This is a genomic window from Streptomyces sp. W16, from assembly GCF_033194735.1.
In the GTDB taxonomy this organism is placed as follows: Bacteria; Actinomycetota; Actinomycetes; order Streptomycetales; family Streptomycetaceae; genus Streptomyces.
The window spans coordinates 1-17,384 of sequence record NZ_JAWOAI010000184.1; the positions used below are offsets into that span (position 1 = coordinate 1).

Annotated in this window: 15 protein-coding genes and 4 tRNA genes; 6 read left to right on the forward strand and 13 right to left on the reverse strand. The window is 69.1% G+C overall.

All coding sequences use genetic code 11. The annotated features are described in order from the left end of the window. The 3 genes from R6V09_RS24105 to purM all read left to right on the forward strand — a co-directional run. The coding region (locus R6V09_RS24105; RefSeq protein WP_317883518.1) for a sterol carrier family protein at nt 1-528 on the forward strand (528 nt) is incomplete at its 5' end. Nucleotides 529-716: 188 nt separating this feature from the next. Beyond that, nucleotides 717-2,243, forward strand: coding sequence for an amidophosphoribosyltransferase (gene purF, locus R6V09_RS24110; RefSeq protein WP_317883519.1), 1,527 nt, complete (start codon nt 717-719; stop codon nt 2,241-2,243). A gap of 64 nt (nt 2,244-2,307) precedes the next feature. Further along, nucleotides 2,308-3,375, forward strand: a complete 1,068-nt coding sequence (gene purM / locus R6V09_RS24115) for a phosphoribosylformylglycinamidine cyclo-ligase (RefSeq protein WP_317883520.1) — start codon at nt 2,308-2,310, stop codon at nt 3,373-3,375. Between the two features lie 114 nt (nt 3,376-3,489). On the opposite strand, the gene R6V09_RS24120 is transcribed toward purM, so the two are convergent. Together R6V09_RS24120 and R6V09_RS24125 are read right to left on the reverse strand one after the other, a co-directional pair. After that, complete coding sequence (locus tag R6V09_RS24120; RefSeq protein WP_019061825.1) at nt 3,490-3,747, reverse strand: DUF3073 domain-containing protein; 258 nt, start codon at nt 3,745-3,747, stop codon at nt 3,490-3,492. Between the two features lie 274 nt (nt 3,748-4,021). Beyond that, nucleotides 4,022-5,113 carry a Leu/Phe/Val dehydrogenase gene (locus tag R6V09_RS24125; RefSeq protein WP_317883521.1) on the reverse strand — a complete coding sequence of 364 codons (1,092 nt, stop codon included), beginning with the start codon at nt 5,111-5,113 and terminating at the stop codon, nt 4,022-4,024. Between the two features lie 221 nt (nt 5,114-5,334). Between R6V09_RS24125 and R6V09_RS24130 the strand changes: the two genes are divergently transcribed. Together R6V09_RS24130 and bldC are read left to right on the forward strand one after the other, a co-directional pair. Next, complete coding sequence (locus R6V09_RS24130; protein WP_317883522.1) at nt 5,335-6,180, forward strand: hypothetical protein; 846 nt, start codon at nt 5,335-5,337, stop codon at nt 6,178-6,180. Between the two features lie 511 nt (nt 6,181-6,691). Then, nucleotides 6,692-6,898, forward strand: coding sequence for a developmental transcriptional regulator BldC (gene bldC, locus R6V09_RS24135; protein WP_003949541.1), 207 nt, complete (start codon nt 6,692-6,694; stop codon nt 6,896-6,898). 402 nt (nt 6,899-7,300) lie between these two features. Here bldC and R6V09_RS24140 read toward each other — a convergent pair whose 3' ends face one another. The 10 genes from R6V09_RS24140 to R6V09_RS24185 form a co-directional block, all read right to left on the reverse strand. Next, on the reverse strand, nt 7,301-7,477 hold the full coding sequence (locus R6V09_RS24140; RefSeq protein ID WP_317883523.1) for a DUF6274 family protein: 177 nt from the start codon (nt 7,475-7,477) through the stop codon (nt 7,301-7,303). A 355-nt stretch (nt 7,478-7,832) separates the two neighbouring features. Next, a tRNA-Asp gene (locus R6V09_RS24145) sits at nt 7,833-7,907 on the reverse strand. 95 nt (nt 7,908-8,002) lie between these two features. Continuing rightward, nucleotides 8,003-11,968, reverse strand: a complete 3,966-nt coding sequence (gene hrpA, locus R6V09_RS24150; RefSeq protein ID WP_317883524.1) for an ATP-dependent RNA helicase HrpA — start codon at nt 11,966-11,968, stop codon at nt 8,003-8,005. Nucleotides 11,969-12,050: 82 nt separating this feature from the next. Continuing rightward, the gene (locus R6V09_RS24155; protein WP_317883525.1) at nt 12,051-12,383 is read right to left on the reverse strand and encodes a hypothetical protein; all 333 of its coding nucleotides are present in this window, start codon (nt 12,381-12,383) and stop codon (nt 12,051-12,053) included. Nucleotides 12,384-12,452: 69 nt separating this feature from the next. Further along, nucleotides 12,453-12,526: transfer RNA gene (locus R6V09_RS24160), tRNA-Phe, on the reverse strand. A gap of 24 nt (nt 12,527-12,550) precedes the next feature. Next, nucleotides 12,551-12,625, reverse strand: a tRNA-Asp gene (locus R6V09_RS24165). Nucleotides 12,626-12,674: 49 nt separating this feature from the next. Beyond that, nucleotides 12,675-12,747, reverse strand: a tRNA-Glu gene (locus tag R6V09_RS24170). Between the two features lie 80 nt (nt 12,748-12,827). Beyond that, the gene (locus R6V09_RS24175; RefSeq protein ID WP_317883526.1) at nt 12,828-14,402 is read right to left on the reverse strand and encodes a metallophosphoesterase family protein; all 1,575 of its coding nucleotides are present in this window, start codon (nt 14,400-14,402) and stop codon (nt 12,828-12,830) included. 44 nt (nt 14,403-14,446) lie between these two features. Further along, nucleotides 14,447-14,797: a metallopeptidase family protein gene (locus R6V09_RS24180; RefSeq protein ID WP_317883527.1), complete on the reverse strand. Its 351-nt coding sequence runs from the start codon at nt 14,795-14,797 to the stop codon at nt 14,447-14,449. Between the two features lie 4 nt (nt 14,798-14,801). Further along, nucleotides 14,802-15,821, reverse strand: coding sequence for an LLM class flavin-dependent oxidoreductase (locus tag R6V09_RS24185; protein WP_317883528.1), 1,020 nt, complete (start codon nt 15,819-15,821; stop codon nt 14,802-14,804). Between the two features lie 85 nt (nt 15,822-15,906). On the opposite strand from R6V09_RS24185, the gene R6V09_RS24190 reads away from it, so the two are divergent. Next, complete coding sequence (locus R6V09_RS24190; protein ID WP_317883529.1) at nt 15,907-16,674, forward strand: helix-turn-helix domain-containing protein; 768 nt, start codon at nt 15,907-15,909, stop codon at nt 16,672-16,674. Here the strand turns inward: R6V09_RS24190 and R6V09_RS24195 are convergent. Then, nucleotides 16,653-17,078, reverse strand: coding sequence for a hypothetical protein (locus R6V09_RS24195; protein WP_317883530.1), 426 nt, complete (start codon nt 17,076-17,078; stop codon nt 16,653-16,655). The genes R6V09_RS24190 and R6V09_RS24195 overlap by 22 nt on opposite strands. Nucleotides 17,079-17,384 lie beyond the last annotated feature (306 nt).

Sequence of the window (17,384 nt, forward strand, 5' to 3'; positions counted from 1 at the left end):
GCCGACGCCCTGGCCGCCGTGGCCCACCGGTTCGCCGAGCGGAACCCCGACCCCGACGCCTACCTCGCCGGCATCGAGCAGGCCCTCACCGCCCAGCTCGACGCCCACCCCGGCACCCGGCTGCTCGAAACGAACGTCGGGGCGATGCCCCTGGCCGACTACCTCGTCACCCGCACCGTCGAGCTCTGCGTCCACACCGACGACCTGAACGCCGCCGTCCCCGGCCTCGCCGTCCCCTACGACCGCCAGGCCCTCGCCGCCTGCACCCGGCTGCTGGCCGACGCGCTGGCGGTGAAGGCGCCCGGCGGTTCCACGGAGGTGCGGATCCCGCCGTACGCCGTCGTGCAGTGCGTCGAGGGACCCCGGCACACCCGCGGCACCCCGCCCAACGTCGTGGAGACCGACCCGCTGACCTGGATCCGGCTCGCGACCGGACGGACCTCGTGGAAGGACGCCGTAGAGGAGGCGAAGGTCAGGGCGAGCGGGGAGCGGGCCGACCTCGGGAGGCTGTTGCCGATCATGTCCTGAGGCGGGTTCGGGGCCGATCGGGGCGCGGCAGGATGTGCGACGGCTCACCTCGTAGGGCGGGCGGCGGGGTCGCCGTAGCGCCGCTTTCCGCGTTTTCGCTGGTGAGGGCGGTGTCGTCGGGGAGTGATCCATTACAGGCGCGTATCGCGAATTCGGACCAGTGGTCGATCTCGCCTACACTCGGTCCCGTGCCACGTGGTGACGGTCGACTCAGTCATGATCTGCTCCCCGGCGAGAAAGGACCCCAGGACGCTTGTGGCGTCTTCGGAGTCTGGGCTCCCGGTGAAGAGGTCGCCAAGCTCACTTACTTCGGGCTCTACGCCCTCCAGCATCGAGGCCAGGAATCCGCGGGAATCGCGGTCAGCAACGGCTCGCAGATCCTCGTCTTCAAGGACATGGGCCTGGTCTCCCAGGTCTTCGACGAGACCTCGCTCGGTTCGCTCCAGGGTCATATCGCGGTCGGTCACGCCCGCTACTCGACCACCGGCGCCTCCGTGTGGGAGAACGCCCAGCCGACGTTCCGCGCCACCGCGCACGGATCCATCGCGCTCGGCCACAACGGCAACCTGGTCAACACCGCGCAGCTCGCGGAGATGGTCGCCGACCTCCCCAAGCAGGAAGGCCGTACGCCCCGCGTCGCGGCCACCAACGACACCGACCTGCTCACCGCGCTCCTCGCGGCCCAGGTCAACGAGGACGGCAAGCCGCTGACCATCGAGGAGGCCGCCCACGCGGTCCTCCCGCAGGTCAAGGGCGCCTTCTCGCTCGTCTTCATGGACGAGCACACCCTCTACGCGGCCCGTGACCCGCAGGGCATCCGCCCGATGGTCCTCGGCCGCCTGGAGCGCGGCTGGGTCGTCGCCTCCGAGTCCGCCGCCCTCGACATCTGCGGCGCCGCGTACGTCCGCGAGATCGAGCCGGGCGAGTTCGTCGCCATCGACGAGAACGGCCTGCGCACCTCCCGATTCGCGGAAGCGAAGCCCAAGGGCTGCATCTTCGAGTACGTCTATCTGGCCCGCCCCGACACCGACATCGCCGGCCGGAACGTGTACCTCTCCCGTGTGGAGATGGGCCGGAAACTCGCCAAAGAAGCTCCCGTCGACGCCGATCTGGTCATAGCGACTCCGGAGTCCGGCACCCCGGCCGCGATCGGCTACGCGGAGGCCTCGGGCATCCCGTTCGGCGCCGGCCTGGTGAAGAACGCCTACGTCGGCCGTACGTTCATCCAGCCCTCGCAGACCATCCGGCAGCTCGGCATCCGCCTGAAGCTGAACCCGCTGAAGGAAGTCATCAAGGGCAAGCGCCTGGTCGTCGTCGACGACTCGATCGTGCGCGGTAACACCCAGCGGGCGCTGGTGCGCATGCTCCGCGAGGCCGGGGCAGCCGAGGTCCACATCCGGATCTCCTCGCCGCCCGTGAAGTGGCCCTGCTTCTTCGGCATCGACTTCGCCACCCGCGCGGAACTCATCGCCAACGGCATGACCATCGACGAGATCGGCACCTCGCTCGGCGCCGACTCCCTGTCGTACATCTCGCTCGACGGCATGATCGAGGCGACCACCATCGCCAAGCCGAACCTGTGCCGCGCCTGCTTCGACGGCGAGTACCCGATGGACCTCCCGGACCCCGAGCTGCTCGGCAAGCAGCTCCTGGAGACCGAGCTGGCGGCCGGTCCGGCCGCCACGGCCGCGGCCGACGCGATCCGTCGCCCGTAGAAGCCTCAGGGGGTCTGGGGGTGTCCTCCCAGAAAATCCGAACCAACCCGAAAGATCCCAGGCAATGTCTGAGACCACTGGTGCCAGCTATGCGTCCGCCGGCGTCGACATCGACGCGGGCGACCGCGCCGTAGAACTCATGAAGGAGTGGGTGAAGAAGACCCAGCGCCCCGAGGTCCTCGGCGGCCTCGGCGGTTTCGCCGGGCTCTTCGACGCCTCCGCCCTCAAGCGGTTCGAGCGCCCCCTGCTCGCCTCCGCCACGGACGGCGTCGGCACGAAGGTCGACATCGCCCGCCGTCTCGGCGTCTACGACACGATCGGCCACGACCTGGTCGCGATGGTCATGGACGACATCGTGGTGTGCGGCGCGGAGCCGCTCTTCATGACCGACTACATCTGCGTCGGCAAGGTGCACCCCGAGCGTGTCGCGGCCATCGTCAAGGGCATCGCCGAGGGCTGTGTGCTGGCCGGCTGCGCCCTGGTCGGCGGCGAGACCGCCGAACACCCCGGTCTGCTGGGCCCGGACGACTTCGACGTCGCCGGCGCCGGTACGGGCGTCGTGGAGGCCGACCGGCTGCTCGGCGCGGATCGCATCCGCACGGGTGACGCGGTCATCGCCATGGCCGCCTCCGGACTTCACTCGAACGGGTACTCGCTCGTCCGGCATGTGCTCCTCGACCGGGCTGGCCTGGACCTGGAGGCGCGCGTCGAGGAACTCGGCCGCACCCTCGGCGAGGAACTCCTCGTCCCCACGAAGATCTACTCGCTGGACTGCCTGGCACTGACCCGCACGACCGACGTGCACGCCTTCTCGCACATCACCGGCGGCGGACTGGCCGCCAACCTTGCCCGGGTCATCCCGGACGGCCTGCACGCCATCGTGGACCGCTCCACCTGGACCCCGGCGCCGGTCTTCGACCTCGTCGGGAAGACGGGCCGGGTCGAGCGCCTGGAGCTGGAGAAGACCCTGAACATGGGCGTCGGCATGATCGCGATCGTCCCGGAGGAGTCCGCGGACGTCGCCCTGGAGACCCTGGCCGACCGCGGGGTCGAGGCATGGGTCGCCGGCGAGATCACCGAGCGCGGCGACCACGCTACGGGCGCGGAGCTGGTCGGAGACTACTCAGCCTGATCCAAGCGGCTGCCTGACGAACGGCAGCACAAAACCCGGTCCGGCGGTGTTGCCCCGGACCGGGTGAGGTGCAGTTGTTCCGGATATGCGGAAACTGCGAGGGACGCTGTTGCGTCAAGCGCCGCGACGTTGCGACTGGGGACCGGACTCGTCGTCCTCGTCCTCGTCGTCGTCGTTATAGAGATCCGCGTACTGAGCGTACGGGTCGTCTTCTTCCTCGTCGTCGTCCTCGAACGGCTCGCCATTCGGCGGCTGGCTCGAAGTCGAAGCGCCCAGCTCATTGGCCAGACGCGAGAGGTCAGTCCCGCCGCTGCTGTACTTCAGCTGGCGGGCGACCTTCGTCTGCTTGGCCTTTGCCCGGCCGCGCCCCATGGCTCGACCCCCTCGGATACGAGGCTCGGTGGCCTCAGAGTCTTGACACGCGTTCATGATCTGGAACGGACTCTCCGTGGAGAGACCGGTCCGTAGGGCTTCCACGGTACCTGAGCCCGCGCCCATACGGTACGTCGCCCGCAGCACGTGCCGGGCTCCAGGACCCGCGAGGTGCCCTGTACTCGCTGGTCAACCGCGATTTTAACCACTTCTTGGCAGGCGACCCGCCGACGAACGTGAGAGTTCTCTCTAAGTGCCCGTCGGCGGGTACCGCTCACCTGTTCCCGGCAGCCGCCTCGTGCATCCGCTGCTCGGCGATCCGGTCGGCCGCCGCGGCCGGCGGAATACCGTCATCCTTCGCACGTGCGAATATGGCCAGCGTGGTGTCGAAGATCTTCGCGGCCTTCGCCTTGCACCGCTCGAAATCGAACCCGTGCAGCTCGTCGGCGACCTGGATCACCCCGCCGGCGTTCACCACATAGTCCGGCGCGTAGAGGATCCCGCGGTCGGCGAGGTCCTTCTCGACGCCCGGGTGCGCGAGCTGGTTGTTGGCCGCGCCGCACACCACCTTGGCGGTCAGCACCGGCACGGTCTCGTCGTCCAGGGCGCCGCCGAGCGCGCAGGGGGCGTAGACGTCGAGCCCCTCGACCCGGATCAGCGCCTCCGTGTCGGCGACGGCCGTGACACCCGTCGGGTGCTTGTCGAGGATCCGCCGTACGGACTCCTCGCGCACGTCGGTGATCACGACCTCGGCGCCCTCGTCCAGCAGGTGCGCCACCAGATGGTGTCCGACCTTGCCGACGCCCGCGACGCCGATCCTGCGGCCGCTCAGCGACGGATCGCCCCACAGGTGCTGCGCGCTGGCCCGCATGCCCTGGAAGACGCCGAAGGCGGTCAGCACGGAGGAGTCGCCCGCGCCGCCGTTCTCCGGGGAGCGGCCGGTCGTCCAGCGGCACTCGCGCGCCACCACGTCCATGTCGGCGACATACGTGCCGACGTCGCACGCGGTGACGTACCGCCCGCCCAGCGAGGCCACGAACCGGCCGTAGGCGAGCAGCAGTTCCTCGGTCTTGTCGCGCTCCGGGTCACCGATGATCACGGCCTTGCCGCCGCCGTGGTCCAGGCCGGCCATGGCGTTCTTGTACGACATCCCGCGGGCGAGGTTGAGCGCGTCGGCGACGGCGTCGGCCTCGCTCGCGTACGGGTAGAAGCGGGTACCGCCGAGGGCGGGGCCCAGCGCGGTGTTGTGGATGGCGATGACGGCCTTGAGGCCGCTGGCCCGGTCCTGGCAGAGCACGACTTGCTCATGACCGCCCTGGTCCGAGTGGAACAGGGTGTGCAGGACGCCGTTGTCTACGTCGGTCACGGTGGTGACTCCTGGGTAAGTGGCGGCGGTTGGAGACAGGCCCCCGTAGGGGTGGCGGGTGCCGTGGCACGAGCGTAGAGCCTGCGTCCGGCCGCCATCGGTGCAGTGTTCAGGATCACCTACCGAAGGGGGGTGTCCGTGCGACGATTTGCATAGTTTTCCCGCCCGTTTGTGAGCGGGTCCGGAGGTTTTCCCGACGGTCGGCGGGGGAGGGAGCAGGCGTGCCCAAGAAGGTGTCCTCGGTGATCGTCCCGTACGCGACGTATCTGCGCGTCTACGAGCCGCTGGCCGCCTTCCCCGAGCCCGAGCGCGGCCACTGGGCGCGCTACGCCCGCCGCCCCGACCGACCGTCGTACCAGGACGAACTGCGCCGCGCGCTGGCCGACTTGCTGCCCACCCCGCCGGTCCCGGTGCCGGTGCACGAGAGCGCCGACGCCTTCGTGGTGGAGGTCGACGGCGTGGTCTGCGTCTGCCCCTGGCGCACCCGGCTGCGCGGCTGGCAGGCCCTGGGAGACCTCGCGGAGGAACTTCCGCCGTCGGTCCTGGACGCCGTACTGCCGCCGCTCGTACGGCACCAGGCCACCCAGGACTACGAGCGCTGGCTGGCCCGGAATCCGGACGCCCGGCCGTGGATCCGCACGGCGACCTGGCAGGTGCCGCTGAACTGGTTCGTGCTCGTCGGGGACGAGGAGCGCCGCTACGACAAGGCCTCCGGGGAGGATCCGCCGATGCTGCGCTACCGGACGCCCATGGTGCAGGCGCGGCGGCGCACGGCGCGGGCGCTGCGGACGCTGAAGGACGCGATGGACGACGGGCCGCTGATCGACGGTCTGGTGGACGTAGGGCGCTGGCTGGAGGAGTTCCATCCGCGTTCGCTGGTGGAACTGGACTACGGCGGGCTCGTGCACGTCCTGCCGGCCGGCGAGCTGGAGGACGACCACTCGGCGGCGGACGTGGCCGAGGGCATCGAGGCGCTGCGGACCGGGGACGGGGCGGCGGCGGGCGAGGCGTACGGGCGGCTCGTGGAGCGGTGGCGGTCGGTCAGGGACCGGCGGTCGGCCAACTGACGCGGCGGCCGACGAGGCTGACACCTTCGAACAAGTGCGCATAGGATTCTTACGGTTCGTCAACACGGGACGTAGGTCCCGATCCGGACGATTGATGTCAAGGGTGACGGATCGCACGTGCAGATCCCTTGCGCCCCTTGCCCGCCCTCATGCCAAAATAGGACAAGGAGTCCGGGGAGGACTCTGTCCGTCCCGTTGTGGGCGGAATCTCGGCATTGCGTGCTTTGGGGGGTCTCGATGACTCCTGATCATCCTGTGACTGATCGTCACAGTGGTGTGACTGTCCGTTATGGCATGGTCCATCGGCTTCCGTCGCTGATGGACACCTGGGATGGCAATTCCGTCGGTTTGGCCGTAGCGGTTGGACAGATGGTGTAGTTGTAGTGCCGAGGACATGCCGTTCGTCCTATAACCGACTCGACCCGCACACGCCATTTCGGGCAACGCGGGTCAAGGTGCAGAATTTAGAGGAAAGAACCGAGAAGGTTCGGTTCTCCCGAGGAGGCCGCTCATGACCGCTCGCACCCCTGATGCCGAGCCGCTGCTGACCCCGGCTGAGGTCGCCACGATGTTCCGTGTTGACCCCAAGACGGTCACGCGGTGGGCGAAGGCCGGCAAGCTCACTTCGATTCGCACGCTCGGCGGACACCGCCGTTACCGCGAGGCGGAGGTCCGTGCACTGCTCGCGGGCATTCCGCAGCAGCGCAGCGAAGCCTGACCAACTGAATAAGGGCGAAACGGCTGGTCCCCCAACCGGTCACAGCGCCCGACAACACAGCTCCAAGCGACGCGGGTTCTGCCCCAACAGGGCCCACGCCCAACGCTCTTAGACATGTGAACACAGGGTGCGTCGTAGATCGCGCTGGACTCCGCCGGGTCCAGCGCGATCTTTTTTGTGCCTGGTCGTGGGTCCGTGCGCGCCTGGCGACAGGTCCTGTGAGGGACCTTGTCGGAGTCTGGGGAGGGCTGTCGGATCTCCTGTGGACCATCCCTCGCGGGGGTGCAATTGCACATATTAAATTGACCAGTTGTAGGCGAGTCTTAAGTTCCACCGTTTCAAAAACTTATGCGGTGACACCCGTCACATGCCGGATGTCTTGTTGCCTCTGGTCTATGTGCGCTAGGGGAGTTGGCCCGGTGGGTCGTCCTGGGGCTCCGGTGGCGGAGGTGAGTCCAGGGCCAGCCGCAGCAGGCGGTGGCAGATCGGGCAGTGCCGGGTCACATGGCGGTAGGAGCTGGCGGCCGACAGATGCGCACGGAGCAGGGCCCGCGTCTCATGCCTGACCGAAGCCGCCATACGCCACCTCCAGGGAGGCCTGCGGGGAACGGGCCCTGGCTTCTGGGTACCTGGCGCCGGCGGCGGCGTCAAGGGGGCCGTCTGCGCCTGGCACCGTCCCTGGGGGCTCCGCCGGGCGCCGGGAGGTGCCGTTTCTGGGGGCTGCGCCCCCAGACCCCCATCGGCCTGAACGGCCTCGTCCTCAAACTCCCCCAGAGGGGGGACCCCCAACGGGCTGAGTAGTGCCGGCCGGTATCGACAGGGGTCGCCGTGGGTGCGGCCTCCACCTCGACAGGGTGGCGAGCACGGTCGCTGTCGGCGGGGGCACGAGTAAGGCCCGCGTCTCCGTAGAGTTGCGGGCCTTGGTCGTTCACTGCGGTCCTGACGGGATTTGAACCCGCGGCCTCCACCTTGACAGGGTGGCGAGCACTCCAAGCTGCTCCACAGGACCTGGTTTCACGGCACTTGATGGTGCGTTGTGCTGCGAGACGAGACTGTACAGGAGGGTGGCCCGCCTGGTCGAACTCACCCGGTGTGCAGGCGCCGTTACGGTGCGGCGGCGTCGATCGCCTTCACGATCCGCTTGTCGGAGACCGGATACGCCGTGCCCAGCGCGTGCGCGAAATAGCTCACCCGGAGCTCCTCGATCATCCAGCGGATGTCACGGACGGAGGAGGGGACCGGGCGGCCCTGCGGGAGTTGTTCCAGGAGCCACGCGTACTCGTCCTGCATCTCGTGGACCTTCTCCATGCGGGTCGTGTCCCGCTGGACCCCCGTCGGCATCTGCTGGAGGCGGCGGTCGGCGGCCACCAAGTAGCGCATCAGGTCGGGCAGACGACGTATCCCCGCCGCCGTGACGAAGCCCGGCTTCACGAGGGCGTCCAGCTGGGCGCGTACGTCCGCGAGGTTCGGGAGGAGGGCCGGGCTGTGTGCCGCCTTCAGACGGCGCTCACAGGCCTGCCAGGCGGCCAGCACCTGCTGCACCTGTCCCACCGCCCGCACCGTCGTGTCGACGATCTCCGCGCGCACCCTCTCGTACAGCTTCCGGTACGACTCCTCGTCCCACGCCGGCCCGCCGAAGTCACCGATGAGTTTGTCGGCGGCGGCCAGCGCGCAGTCGTCGAACAACGCCTGGATCGAACCGTGCGGATTCGCGGACAGCGCGAGCTTCTGCGCGTTGGTGAGCTTTTCGGAAGCGAACTTCGCCGGATTGACCGGGATGTTGCGCACGATCAGCCGCCGCGTGCCCTTCCACATCGCCTCTGCCTGCTCGGCCTCCGTGTCGAAGAGCCGTACGGAGACCGTGTCGCCGTCGTCGACCAGTGCCGGGTACGCCTTCACCGGCTGGCCGGCCCGACGGGTCTCGAAGACGCGGGTGAGTGTGCCGATCGACCAGTCGGTGAGGCCCTTGCGCTCCAGGGACTCCCCGCCCTCGCGCTCGGCGGTCGCCGCAGCCGCCTGTGAGATGGCCTGCCTCGCCTTCGGCTTTAGCCGGACCTTCAACGCCTCCAGGTCCTTGTCCTCGGCCAGCTTGCGGCGCCGCTCGTCGACGATCCGGAAGGTGATGAGGAGATGGTCCGGGACCTTCGACCAGTCGAAGTCGTCGGCGGTGAAGGGGACTCCGACCATGCGCTTCAACTCGCGGGCCATGGTGGTGGGCAGGGGCTCCTGCAGGGGGACCGCCGTCGCCAGGAAGCGTTGGGCGAAGTTCGGGGCCGGTACGTAGTTGCGGCGGATCGGCTTCGGGAGGGAACGGATCAGCTCCGTCACCACTTCCTCCCGCAGGCCCGGGATCTGCCAGTCGAAGCCCTCGTCCGTGACCTGGTTGAGAACGTGCAGCGGGATGTGGACGGTGACACCGTCCGCGTCCGCGCCCGGCTCGAACTGGTACGTCACCCGGAACTTCAGCCGTCCCTGATGCCACGAGTCCGGATAGTCGTCCTTGCTGATGTCGCCCGCACGCTCGTTGATGAGCATCGAGCGCTCGAAGTCGAGGAGTTCGGGCTCCTCATGGCGCTTGTGCTTCCACCAGGAGTCGAAGTGGGCGCCGGAGACGACGTGTTCGGGCACCCGCTGGTCGTAGAAGTCGTAGAGCGTCTCGTCGTCGACCAGGATGTCCCGGCGCCGGGCGCGATGCTCCAACTCCTCGACCTCGGTGAGGAGTTTGCGGTTGTCCGCGAAGAACTTGTGGTGCGTGCGCCAGTCGCCCTCGACCAGCGCGTTGCGGATGAACAGCTCGCGGGACGCCTCAGGGTCGATCCGGCCGTAGTTCACCTTGCGCTGGGCGATGATCGGGACGCCGTAGAGCGTGACCTTCTCGAAGGCCATCACCGCCGCCTGGTCCTTCTCCCAGTGCGGTTCGCTGTACGTCCGCTTGAGGAGGTGGCCGGCGAGGGGCTCGACCCACTCGGGCTCGATCTTGGCGTTGACGCGGGCCCAGAGCCGTGAAGTCTCCACCAGCTCGGCCGACATGACGAAACGCGGGGTCTTCTTGAAGAGGGCCGAGCCGGGGAAGATCGCGAACTTGGCGCTGCGGGCGCCCAGATACTCGTTCTTCGCGCCGTCCTTCACGTCCTTCATGCCGATGTGCGACAGCAGGCCGGCGAGGAGGGAGACGTGGACGCTGTGCTCGGCCGCGTCCTCCTCGTTGAACTGGATGCCCATCTGCTTGGCCACCGTGCGGAGTTGGCTGTAGATGTCCTGCCACTCGCGGATCCGGAGGAAGTTCAGGTACTCCTGCTTGCACATGCGACGGAACGCGGACGAGCCGCGCTCCTTCTGCTGCTCGCGGATGTACCGCCACATGTTCAGGAAGGCCAGGAAGTCGCTCGTCTCGTCCCGGAAGCGGGCGTGCTGCTGGTCGGCCTGTGTCTGCTTCTCGGCCGGGCGCTCGCGCGGGTCCTGGATGGAGAGCGCGGCGGCGATCACCATGACCTCGCGGACACAGCCGTTCTTGTCGGCTTCCAGGACCATGCGGGCCAGGCGGGGGTCCACAGGGAGTTGGGCGAGTTTGCGGCCCGTCTGCGTGAGGCGCTTGCGCGGGTCCTTCTCGTCCGGGTCCAACGCGCCCAGTTCCTGAAGGAGTTGGACGCCGTCACGGATGTTGCGGTGGTCCGGCGGGTCGATGAACGGGAACTTCTCGATCTCCCCGAGGCCGGCTGCGGTCATCTGCAGGATGACGGAGGCGAGGTTCGTCCGCAGGATCTCGGCGTCCGTGAACTCCGGGCGGGCGAGGAAGTCGTCCTCGGAGTAGAGGCGGATGCAGATGCCGTCCGACGTACGGCCACAACGGCCCTTGCGCTGGTTGGCACTTGCCTGGCTGACCGCCTCGATGGGCAGCCGCTGCACCTTCGTACGGTGGCTGTAGCGGCTGATGCGGGCGAAGCCGGGGTCGATGACGTACTTGATGCCGGGGACGGTGAGGGAGGTCTCGGCGACGTTGGTCGCCAGAACGATCCTTCGCCCCGTGTGCTGCTGGAACACCCGGTGCTGCTCGGCGTGCGAGAGGCGGGCGTAGAGGGGGAGGACCTCCGTGAAGCGGTAGTTCTTCTTCGTCAGCGCGTCCGCCGTGTCGCGGATCTCCCTCTCTCCGGAGAGGAAGACGAGGATGTCGCCCTTGCCCTCGCCCTGGAGTTCCTCCACGGCATCGCAGATCGCGGTGATCTGGTCGCGGTCGGAGTCCTCGGACTCGTCTTCGAGGAGCGGGCGGTAGCGGACCTCCACCGGATACGTCCGGCCGCTCACCTCGATGATCGGGGCCTCGCCGAAGTGCCGGGAGAAACGCTCCGGGTCGATCGTCGCCGAGGTGATGACGACCTTCAAGTCCGGGCGCTTGGGCAGCAGTTGGGCCAGATAGCCGAGCAGGAAGTCGATGTTGAGGGAACGCTCGTGGGCCTCGTCGATGATGATCGTGTCGTAGGCGCGCAGCTCGCGGTCGGTCTGGATCTCGGCGAGCAGGATGCCGTCCGTCATCAGCTTGATGAACGTCGACTCCTGGTTCACCTGGTCGGTGAAACGGACCTTCCAGCCGACGGCCTCGCCGAGCGGGGTGTCCATCTCCTCCGCGACGCGCTCGGCGACGGTGCGCGCGGCGATACGGCGGGGCTGGGTGTGGCCGATCATGCCGCGGACGCCACGGCCGAGTTCGAGGCAGATCTTCGGGATCTGGGTCGTCTTGCCGGAACCCGTCTCACCGGCCACGATCACCACCTGGTGATCACGGATCGCCGCCGCGATGTCGGCCTTCTTCTGGCTGACCGGCAACTGCTCCGGATACGAGATCGCGGGGATACGACGGCGCCGCTCGGCCATCCGCTCCTCGCCACGGGCCACCTCGGCCTCGATCTCGGCGAGAACGGCGGCGCGGGCCTCCGGCTTGCGGATCCTGCGCGCGCCTTCGAGCCTGCGCCCGAGCCGGTGCGCGTCGCGCAGGGTCAGCTCGGTCAGGCGGGGGGCGAGATCGCCGAGGGCGGGGGCGGAAGTGCCGGGCGCGGAGGCGGGGTGCGTAGACATACGCCGTCCAGGATCTCACCTCGGCGAAATTCCTGGCGAATGAATTGGCGGGGGCGGGTTGGTGGGGGTTCGTGCGGGTGAGTCAGGGTGCCGTCCCCGGGGGCTCCGCCCCCAGACCCCCGATCGGCCCTGAAGGGGCCTCGTCCTCAAGCGCCGGACGGGCTGGTTGATGCTGACCAGAATCCCGCGACATCGACTGTGCCGTGTTCGACACGGCCTTGATCCCCAGGTACGCCGTGGTGAGACTCGCCATCGCGGTGAACGCCGAGGACAGCACACCCACGATCACCGCCCGGTCACCGTCCAGCTGCCACACCCCGAAGATCGCCACCGCGGTGATCGCCGCATTGCTGCCCACCACCGCGAGCAGCCCGTACCGCGCCCGTATCTTCTCCAGGTTCGTGTCCTGGCCCATCGCGCCCCACCCTGTGTCGTCCGGTCACGACGAAAGCCCCGTCCCGATGGGACAGGGCTTTCGATCCGGTGGCTGGGGCCGGGGTCGAACCGGCGACCTATCGCTTTTCAGGCGATCGCTCGTACCAACTGAGCTACCCAGCCACGAGGCTTCCGGGGAAACCTCAGCGGTCCTGACGGGATTTGAACCCGCGGCCTCCACCTTGACAGGGTGGCGAGCACTCCAAGCTGCTCCACAGGACCTTGCTGTTGCGCGCGAACTGGCGGAGCCAGTGTCGCACACGGTGTTGCGTGCCCCCAACGGGATTCGAACCCGTGCTACCGCCTTGAAAGGGCGGCGTCCTAGGCCGCTAGACGATGAGGGCTATCGGCCCGCCTGGGCGCTTCTCAGCGCGTCGGGGACGTGAGAAGCATATGGGATGGCGGGAGGTATCGCCAAAACGGTTTACGGGGTCCTCGATGGAGTCTCCGACGCCGGACTCGGGGAGGGGCTCGGGGACTGGGGTGCGCCCGGCAGGTTCTCCTTCGGGAGGTGGCGGCTGACCTCGGCCGTCGTCAGGCCCAGGCCGCCCAGTTTGATCTCGTCCCAGGCCTGGAGGCGGTGGGTGTCGCGGTCGATGTAGAGGATCGACGCCTCGATCGGGTCGGGGTACTTGCCTTCCACCGCGCGTAGGCCGCTGCCGCCCGTCGAGCCCTCGATGCGGAGGCGGGTGCCGTGCTTCATGACCTCGGTGCCCTCGTGGTGGAGGTGGCCGGCCAGGACGAGGGGGACCTCGCCGTCGGTCTGGCGTGCCGCCGAAGGTTCGTGGACGAGGGCGATGTCGACGGGGGTGCCGGCGGCCTGCTGGTCGCGGAGGGCGGAGGCGAGCTGGTCGCCGGCGAGTTCCTCGGCCGCGTTGCCGCCGGGGGCGACCGAGCGGTCGGGGGTGAACTGGGGGTCGCCGATGCCCGCGAAGCGCACGCCCGCCACCGTTTCCGCCCGGCCCTCGTCCAGGACGTGCACGTTCTTCATGCGCTGCAGATAGCGCTGGGTGACGAGGGAGTCGTGGTTGCCCCTGACCCAGACGTAGGGGACGCCGAGGTCGGCGATCGGGTCGAGGAAGCCGTTCTCCGCCGCCGTGCCGTGGTCCATGGTGTCGCCGGTGTCGACGATCACGTTCACCTTGTACTGCTCCACCAGCGACGCGATGATCTTCCAGCTCGCGGGGTTCAGATGGATGTCCGAGACGTGGAGCACGCGGATGGTCGCGGGGTCCGGCTGGTAGGCGGGGAGCGTGGACGTGACGTCGTAGAGCTTCGTCACGTTCGTCACCAGGCGGGCCAACTCCTGCTGGTAGACGTCGAATTCGGTGACGATGTTGCGCGCGTTGCCGACCAGGGACGGGGCGGAGGAGAGCAGGCCGGAGAACCTCGGTTCCAGGATCGACTTCGGGTTCCAGGTCGCGTAGGCCGTCGCTCCGGACGCGGCGAGGAGGGTGAGGGCCAGGCCGCCGGCCGCGAGGGCTCGGCGGGGGCGGCGGTAGACCGCCAGGCCCAGGGTCGTGGCGCCGAGGACCACGGCCGCGCACGACCGTACGGCCAGGTTGAGGGTGCCGTGTTCGACGTCGCGGGCGACCTCGTCCTGGAGGCCGGCGATGCGTTCGGGGTGGTCGACGAGGGCCTGGGAGCGTTCCGGGTCGAGTTGGTCGACGTTGACGTCCAGGCGGACGGGGGCGTGGTGGCTGTCCAGGGACAGGGCGCCGAGCGGTGAGACGTTGATCTTCGTGCCGCCGGTGAGGGACGGGCGCAGGGTCATGGTCGTGTTCATGGGACCGACCTGGGTCCGTACGTTGCCCACGATCAGCAGGCCCAGCCAGGCCCCGACGATGACGACCAGTACGAGGCCGAGGGCGCGGGGCCAGGGGTGGGGCTGGGGGACGAGTTCGACGGTCGGTCGGGGACGGCGGGCGCGGTAGTGGTGCGTCAGGGCGCGCTGCGCCCGGCGGAGGTGGTTCAGGGCTGCGACGGGGACGCTGGCCATTGGTCCCGTATGCCCAGGAGTGGGGGCGGGTATGCGGACACGGCCTAGCCCCAGCCGAGTTCGTGGAGGCGTTCGTCGTCGATGCCGAAGTGGTGGGCGACTTCGTGTACGACGGTGACGGCGACCTCGTGTACGACGTCCTCCGTGGTCTGGCAGTAGCGCAGGGTCGGGCCCATGTAGATGGAGATTCGGTCGGGGAGAACGCCGGCGTACCACTCGCCGCGTTCGGTGAGGGGTGTGCCTTCGTAGAGGCCGAGGAGTTCGGGGTCGGAGGGTTCGGGTTCGTCCTCGACGAAGACGGCCACGTTGTCCATGACCCGCGTCAGTTCGGGCGGGATCCGGTCCAGGGCCTCGCTCACCAGCTCTTCGAACGCCTCGCGTGTCATTTCCAGCACATGCCTATTGTCCGGGACGAACGCGGGTTCGGGGCGGTGACGGGGTCGGTAGGTCGGGGATCAGTGCGGCGACGCGTTCCAGCTGTTCGTGTTGAGCGCGCAGGTTCAGGGCGGCCGGGCGGGTGACGAGGTGGCGGGCGCCTGCGGTGACGTACTGGTCGAGGCGTTCGGCGACCTGCTCCGCGGTGCCTGCGACGACGGCCTGGATCTTCTCCAGTTCGGGGAGCGGCATGCCGTAGGTGGCGCGGGCGTAGTCGTCGAGTGCGGCTCGGGCGGAGTGGGGGTCGTCGTCGATTCGTACGGTGATGAAGAGGGCCGGGGTGATGGCCTCGGGGGTGCGGCCCGCTGCGGCTGCTGCCTGGTGGATGTCGTGCAGGCCGGTCGTGTAATCGGCGGGGTCGGGCGGGTAGGGGAGCCAGCCGTCGTAGAGGCGGCCGGTGCGGGTCCGGGCGGTGGGGGTGGCGCCGGCGAGCCAGATGGGTGGGCCGGTGGGGCGGGTGGGCCGTAGGGCGGGCGGGAGGTCGGTGAAGTGGTGGAACTCGCCGTGGAAGGTGTCGGCGCCCTGCCAGAGGGCTCGCCAGAGTCGGACCGTTTCGTCGAGGCGGGCGAAGCGGCGGGGCCAGGGGACTTCGGAGAGGTCGTAGAAGGGGCGTCCGAAGCGGCCGGGGAAGCCGGCGCCGACGGCGAGGGTGAGGCGGCCGTGGGAGAGGAGGTCGATGGAGGCGAGGGTCTGGGCGGTCTGGACGGGGCGGCGGAGGTAGGGGAGCAGGGCGCCGGTGCCGAGGGTGGCCGTCTCGGTGGTGGCGGCTAGGGCGGCGAGCATGGTGAGGGCTTCGATGCGGGGGGTGATGAGGGAGTCGTTGACGAAGAGGGAGGTGAAGCCGAGGTGTTCGGCGGTGCGGCCGAGGGTGATGAGGTCGCGCGGGTCGTCGTCCTTGGCCCATTGGGCGGTTCCGGTCGGGAGGAGTACGCCGAGGGCGAGGGGCTTGAGGGTGGTGGTCGGGGGCAGTGCGCCGGGGTTCATGGGCCTGATGGTGGTCGGGGGCGGGTATGGCCTCAATTCCCTTGGAGGAATGGCTGGTTGGGGCGGGGCGTCGTAGAACTGTGGCGTGGACTTCTCCCGGGTGTTGCGTGAGCGTCGTGCGAGTCGTCGGCTGAGCCAGCTGGAGCTGGCGTCGCGGGCCGGTACCACTCAGCGGCATCTCAGTTTCATCGAGTCCGGGCGGTCGGTGCCGGGGCGGAACATGGTCGTGCGGCTCGCCGAGTCGCTCGAACTGCCGTTGCGGGAGCGGAACGAGCTGTTGCTGGCGGCCGGGTTCGCACCGGTGTACGCGGAGAGTTCACTGGAGGGTCCGGTGCTGGCGCCGGTGCGGGCGGCGATCGGGCACATCCTGCGCGGGCATCTGCCGTATCCGGCGCTGGTCGTGGACCGGGGTGGTCGACTGGTCGCCGCCAACAGCGCGTTCGGGGTGATCACGGAGGGAGCGGCGGCGGAGTTGGTGGGGCCGGGGACGAATGTGTACCGGCTGGCGCTGCATCCGGACGGGGTGGCGCCGCGGATCCTCAACCTGGCCGAGTGGGCGCGGCACATCGTGGCCCGGCTCGACGGGTTGCCGGAGTTGCGGGCCGAGTTGGCCGGGTATGTGCCGGAACTGGAGCCGTCGGAGGGGCAGTTGGGGTTCGCGGTGCCGTTGCGGCTGCGGTCCTCGTACGGGGAGTTGCGGCTGATGACGACGGTGACGACTTTCGCGACCGCGGTGGATGTGACCCTCGCGGAACTGAAGTTGGAGGCGTTTCTGCCTGCGGACGCGGCGACGGCGGAGGCGTTGGCGGTGGCCGCGGCGGCGGTGAGGGATCAGGCTCCCGGGAACATGTAGTCGGTGCGGATGCGGCCGTCGTTGTCGAGCGCGAGCAACTCAAGGCCACCGCCGACCACTTCGCCGTCGGCGACGGAGATCGTGTCCCAGTGGAACCGGATCAGGTCGTCCAGGCGTACGGCGTCGGTGCGGGCCCGGAAGGTGAACTCGCCTTTCTCGACGAAGCGTTGGTAGCTGCGGGTGACGCGGGTCTCGACGGCGTCGTGGCCCTGGGCGCGCAGGGTCGGGTGGTCGAAGCCGAGGTTGGCGGCGAGTTCGCGGATCTCGGCGGGCGGTTGGAGGACGTGGGTGCCGTCCTCGGCCCAGAGGTTCTCGATCGCCGTCCGGCGTCGGGCGGGGTCCGGTTCCGTCCACTGGGCGATGTAGCGGGTGGCGAGGTCCTGGGGGTCGGTCGTCCCGGTCATCCGTGGCTCCTTCGGGTGCTGCGGTCGGTTCGGGGCCGATCGTGCTGCGGGCGGGGGCGGGGGGCAATTCCCGGCCAGGAATGGGCGACGGCGGCGGGGCGCGTGTCTTCCGGCGGGCGGTGGGAGTTGAGAGGGCGACTCCTTTTTCCGCCCTCGGAGGTGGCCCCGTGCGCCCCATGTACGTACCCGTCCGTCTGGCCGCCGCGGTAGCCGTCGTCGCCGCTGCCGCCGGTTGTATGAGCGTGGGTGACGACGCGGGCGGCGGTGCCAAGCCCTCGCACTCGGCCGGGCGGCATGCCGGGGAGG